This window comes from Bradyrhizobium sp. (assembly GCF_036009065.1).
GTDB lineage: Bacteria > Pseudomonadota > Alphaproteobacteria > Rhizobiales > Xanthobacteraceae > Bradyrhizobium.
Window position 1 is genome coordinate 1 of record NZ_DASYMN010000359.1, and the last position, 4,635, is coordinate 4,635.

Below are 4,635 nucleotides of genomic sequence, written 5' to 3' on the forward strand. Positions count from 1 at the left end.
CAGCGCGGAGGCCGCGCGGTTGTCATCGAAGTCGATGACGACTTGGGTTTCGGGCGGGGCTTGCAGGTCGCGGTCGAGTTTGCGGCTGGGGGCGAGCGAAGGCGAATCCGATGCGCTTTTGGGCAAGGGTTCAGGCTCCCACTGTTGTCTGCAAGGGTGTACTTGAACGAGGCGCCGGCGCGGGCCGCATCGGTGGCGCCACGAGCCTGCCGAGCAGGCTGTAGCGCTCGAGGCTTTCGATTGCGACCGGCAGCACCTGCCCGATGCTGTCGGGCGAGGCCAACACATGCGCCGGCTGCAGATAGGCGGTGCGGCCGACGATCTGGCCGGGATTGCGCGCGGGCCGCTCGAACAGCACATCGACGGTTAAGCCAATCATCGCCTTGTTGAAGGCCGATTGCTGGCTGTCGATCAATTCCTGGAGCCGCACCAATCGCTCGTCCATCTCTTTCGCTGACACCATCTCCCGCATGTCCGCCGCCGGCGTTCCCGGCCGCGGCGAATACTTGAACGAATAGGCGCCAGCGTAGCCGATTTGGCTGACCAGCGCGAGGGTGGCGCAAAAATCTTCCTCGGTCTCGGTGGGGAAACCCACGATAAAATCCGATGAAAATGCAATATCTTGCCGCGCGGCGCGAAAACGGTCGATGACGCGGCGATAATCGTCCGATGTATGCTTGCGGTTCATGACGCCGAGGACGCGGTCGGAGCCGGATTGTACCGGCAGGTGCACGAACGGCATCAGCTCCGGCAGATCGCGATGCGCCTCGATCAGCGTGTCGTCGACATCGCGGGGATGGCTGGTCGAGTAGCGCAGCCGAACGATGCCTGGGATTTCCGCAAGATACCGCAGCAGGGCGCCGAGCGGCCATGGCCGGCCGTCCGGGCCTTCGCCGTGATAGGCGTTGACGTTCTGGCCGATCAGCGTGATTTCGCGCACGCCATTGTCGGCAAGCCTGCGCACCTCATCGGTAATCTTCGCGACGGGGCGCGATACTTCGGCGCCGCGGGTATAGGGCACCACGCAGAAGGTGCAGAACTTGTCGCAGCCTTCCTGCACGGTGACGAAGGATGAAATGCCGCGGGCGCGGATCGCCTGCCGCGACGGCGGTGGCAGGAACCCGAACTTGTCCTCGACCGGAAATTCGGTTTCCAGCGCGCGGCCATGCATTTTGGCGTGCGCCAGCAGTTGCGGCAGATGATGATAGCTCTGCGGGCCGACCACCACATCGACTACCGGCGCGCGGCGGATGATTTCGTTGCCCTCGGCCTGCGCGACGCAGCCGGCGACGACGATGTTCATCTTGCGGCCCTGCTGCGCGGCCTCGTCCTTGGCAGCGCGCAGCCGACCGAGCTCGGAATAGACTTTTTCGGAGGCCTTTTCGCGGATGTGGCAGGTGTTGAGGATCACCAGATCGGCGTCGTCCACATCAGCGGTCTCGACAAAGCCCTCGCCCGCCAGCGTGTCCACCATGCGCTGCGCATCGTAGACATTCATCTGGCAGCCATAGGACTTGATATGCAGCTTGCGCGGCTGGCTCATGGAACCTGAATGCGGACCTGACATGGCGCCATTGCGGCGCGGGGCTCAATTATAGGCTAAAGCGCAGGAAATCCACTCCATTCGTCGTCCCCGCGAAGGCGCAGACCCACACGCCGTGTCGCCTCGTTTAGGCACGATGTTGCAACTCCGGCCGCACCAGCGACCGCCAGGGGTTATGGGTCCTCGCCTTCGCGGGCACGACGCGGAGTGTGTAATCGCGCATCGCCGATCATCCCCGGCAACTGCCGCATGTCGTCGAATGTCACCGCCGCGCCGGCGGCTCTGAGCTTGTCGGCATAGCCGGGCCGGCAGTGGCTGCCGCCGTGGAATCCCAGCACCGTCATCCCGGCGGCGCGCGCGCCGGTGACGCCGGGGACGCTGTCCTCGATCACCACGCATCGCGCCGGTAGCGCCTGCATCTGTTCGGCAGCGAACAGAAACAGGTCGGGCGCCGGCTTGCCGCGCTTGACCTGGCTTGCCGAGAAAATATGCGGCGCGAGGATGTCGTAGAGGCCGGCGCAGGTCAGGCCATGGCGAATCTTTTCCGGCGTGCCGCTCGATGCCACGCACTTCGGCAGACCGATCGCGGCGACCGCCTGGACCACATAGGGAACGGGCCGCAGCTCGTCGGCGTAGCATTGCAGCGCTGTCTGTTTCATCTGCGCTTCAAAATCGTCCGGAAGCTTGCGGCCGAGTTCAGCTTCGACGATCAGCCGCGCCTCGAGATCGGAGACGCCGAGAAAGCGATCCAGCACCTGATCTTCCGTGATCGGGTAGCCGTGGCGGGTCAACGTCGCCGCATGCGCACGGCAGGAAATGACCTCGCTGTCGACCAGCACGCCGTCGCAGTCGAAAATGATCAGATCGAAGCTCAAGACGCTTTATCGTCGTCCAGCGGCACGCAATACAATTCCAGCCGGTGATCGACCAGCTTGTAGCCGAGCTTGCGCGCGATCTCCGCCTGCAGCTTTTCGATTTCCTCGGAGGTGAATTCGATCACCTTGCCGTCGCGAAGATTGATCAGATGGTCGTGGTGGCTGTCGCGCATCTGCTCATAGCGGGCGCGGCCCTCGCGGAAATCGTGCCGCTCGATGATCCCTGCGTCCTCGAACAGTTTTACGGTGCGGTACACCGTCGAGATCGAGATCTTGTCGTCGACCGCGACGCAGCGGCGATACAATTCCTCGACGTCGGGATGGTCCAGCGCCTCCGCCAGCACGCGCGCGATGACGCGGCGCTGCTCGGTCATGCGCATGCCGGTGGCGGCGCAGCGCGCCTCGATGCCGGTCGCCTTCAGCGCGGACGTGGATTTCAGGGCGGTCATGGTTTCATGCCTTGGCAACGAGCCTGTTCTGCCATCCGGCGCGGCTCACGACAAGTCGCGACGCATCAACACTGCGTTCAATTGTTCACCGCCGGGCTGCTGGTAATAGCGTTCGCGGCGGCCGGCCACGCTAAATCCGGCCCGGTCGTAGAGTCGGCGCGCCGGCTGATTATTTTCCTCGACCTCGAGGAACACCGTGCGCACGCCGCGGCCCGCGAGATGGCCCAGATGCGTCAGCAGCAGATTGCGCGACAGGCCGCGGCCGCGATGCCTTGGGTCGACGGCGATCGACAGGATTTCGGCTTCATCCGCCGCCATGCGCGACACCGCAAAGCCGATCACTTTCCGTCCCTGTCGCAACCGGTGCACCAGCGTGTTGCGCTCGGCCAGCATCTGCTCGAATTCGCCTTCGCCCCAGCCGCGATGAAACGATGCGCCGTGAAGCTGCGCCAGCTTTGCCGCGTCGCGAGGGGTCGCGGGCTCGATCGCAACGGCGCCGCCGCCCCACAGGTCGGACAGCCAGGCGATCACGGCTCGGATGGCTGCGTCGCCTGTCGCAGCATGTCCTTTTGAGGCCTTGCGTCGGGCGCGCGCAGATAATACGGCCGGGCCGCCGCGGTATCGGGATTGACGGCGGCGCCGAGCCAGCCGACCCAGGCGATATCAGGCGCCGGCTGCGCATCGGCCTGTATCGGCGCCGGCGCATCGCTCGGCCAGCGTTGCCCAAGAATCTTCACGGCGTTGCCGACCAGATACGGTGCGCCGAAACGCGCGGCGTCCAGCGCCTCTTCGACCGGCGCGAGGCGCGGCCAGAGCAGTGAGGAGCCGTTGCCGGCGACCACTTGCAGATAGACATGATCATGCCGCGCATCGATCACGGAGATCACGGGATGCTCACCGGCTTCGTTGACGATGGGCGCGGCGTAGGCCGCCAGCGTGGTCACGCCGACCACCGGCTTGCCGGCGGCGAGCGCGAGCCCGCGCGCCGCGGACAGGCCAACCCGCACGCCGGTAAAACTGCCGGGGCCGGTGGTCACCGCGATGCGGTCGAGGCCTGCAAAGCCGAGGCCGGACGCTTTGATGACGCGCGCGATCAGCGGCATCAGCGCCTCGGCATGCCCGCGCTTCATGGCGAGCGATTCCCGCGCGATCATCCGGCCGGCATCGGTGTCCAGCACCCCGGCGGCGCAGGCGTCGAGCGCGGTGTCGATGGCGAGGATCAGCATGGCCTTTTCTCGTCATGCCCGGGCTTGTCCCGGGCATTCACGTCTACCTTGCCACAAGACAAGACGTGGATGGCCGGGACAAGCCCGGCCATGACGAAAATCTTGAAATTCACATATTAGCGGACGCGGGCAACCGGTTAGATCGGCCTTACTTCAACCACGTCGGGCACGAAATGCTTCAGCAGGTTCTGGATGCCGTGCTGCAGCGTCGCGGTGGAGGAGGGGCAGCCGGCGCAGGAGCCCTTCATGTTGAGATAGACGATGCCGTCCTTAAAACCGCGGAAGGTGATGTCGCCGCCGTCATTGGCGACCGCAGGCCGCACCCGGGTTTCGATCAGGTCCTTGATGGTGTCCACGGTCTCGGCGTCGGCCTGATCGAAGAACTCGTCCTCTTGATCGGCGGCCTCGTCGCCGCCGGCGCTGCCGTCGGCCATCAGCGGCGCGCCGGACATGTAGTGCTCCATGATGGCGCCGAGGATCGCGGGCTTCAGATGCTGCCAGTCGCTGTCGTCCTTGGTCACGGTGACGAAATCCGAGCCGTA

General features: G+C 65.1%; 6 protein-coding genes and 1 pseudogene. All 7 read right to left on the reverse strand.

The annotated features are described in order from the left end of the window. Positions 1 to 126 (reverse strand): annotated as a pseudogene (locus VGP39_RS21715) (phosphate starvation-inducible protein PhoH); the annotation flags it as partial. Positions 127 to 130: 4 nt separating this feature from the next. Next, a complete protein-coding gene (miaB, locus tag VGP39_RS21720) occupies positions 131 to 1,543 on the reverse strand; it encodes a tRNA (N6-isopentenyl adenosine(37)-C2)-methylthiotransferase MiaB (RefSeq protein WP_327570150.1) in 1,413 nt (470 codons plus the stop codon). Positions 1,544 to 1,716: 173 nt separating this feature from the next. Continuing rightward, positions 1,717 to 2,418: an HAD family hydrolase gene (locus tag VGP39_RS21725; RefSeq protein WP_327570151.1), complete on the reverse strand. Its 702-nt coding sequence runs from the start codon at positions 2,416 to 2,418 to the stop codon at positions 1,717 to 1,719. Further along, positions 2,415 to 2,867 (reverse strand): Fur family transcriptional regulator, encoded by a 453-nt coding sequence (locus tag VGP39_RS21730; RefSeq protein WP_327570152.1) that lies wholly within the window; start codon positions 2,865 to 2,867, stop codon positions 2,415 to 2,417. The genes VGP39_RS21725 and VGP39_RS21730 overlap by 4 nt, the downstream gene beginning before the upstream one ends. A gap of 45 nt (positions 2,868 to 2,912) precedes the next feature. After that, positions 2,913 to 3,398 (reverse strand): ribosomal protein S18-alanine N-acetyltransferase, encoded by a 486-nt coding sequence (rimI, locus tag VGP39_RS21735; RefSeq protein ID WP_327570153.1) that lies wholly within the window; start codon positions 3,396 to 3,398, stop codon positions 2,913 to 2,915. Then, positions 3,395 to 4,093 (reverse strand): tRNA (adenosine(37)-N6)-threonylcarbamoyltransferase complex dimerization subunit type 1 TsaB, encoded by a 699-nt coding sequence (gene tsaB / locus VGP39_RS21740; RefSeq protein ID WP_327570154.1) that lies wholly within the window; start codon positions 4,091 to 4,093, stop codon positions 3,395 to 3,397. The genes rimI and tsaB overlap by 4 nt, the downstream gene beginning before the upstream one ends. 137 nt (positions 4,094 to 4,230) lie before the next feature. Further along, a partial coding sequence (locus VGP39_RS21745) for a NifU family protein (protein ID WP_327570155.1) occupies positions 4,231 to 4,635 on the reverse strand: 405 nt, incomplete at its 5' end.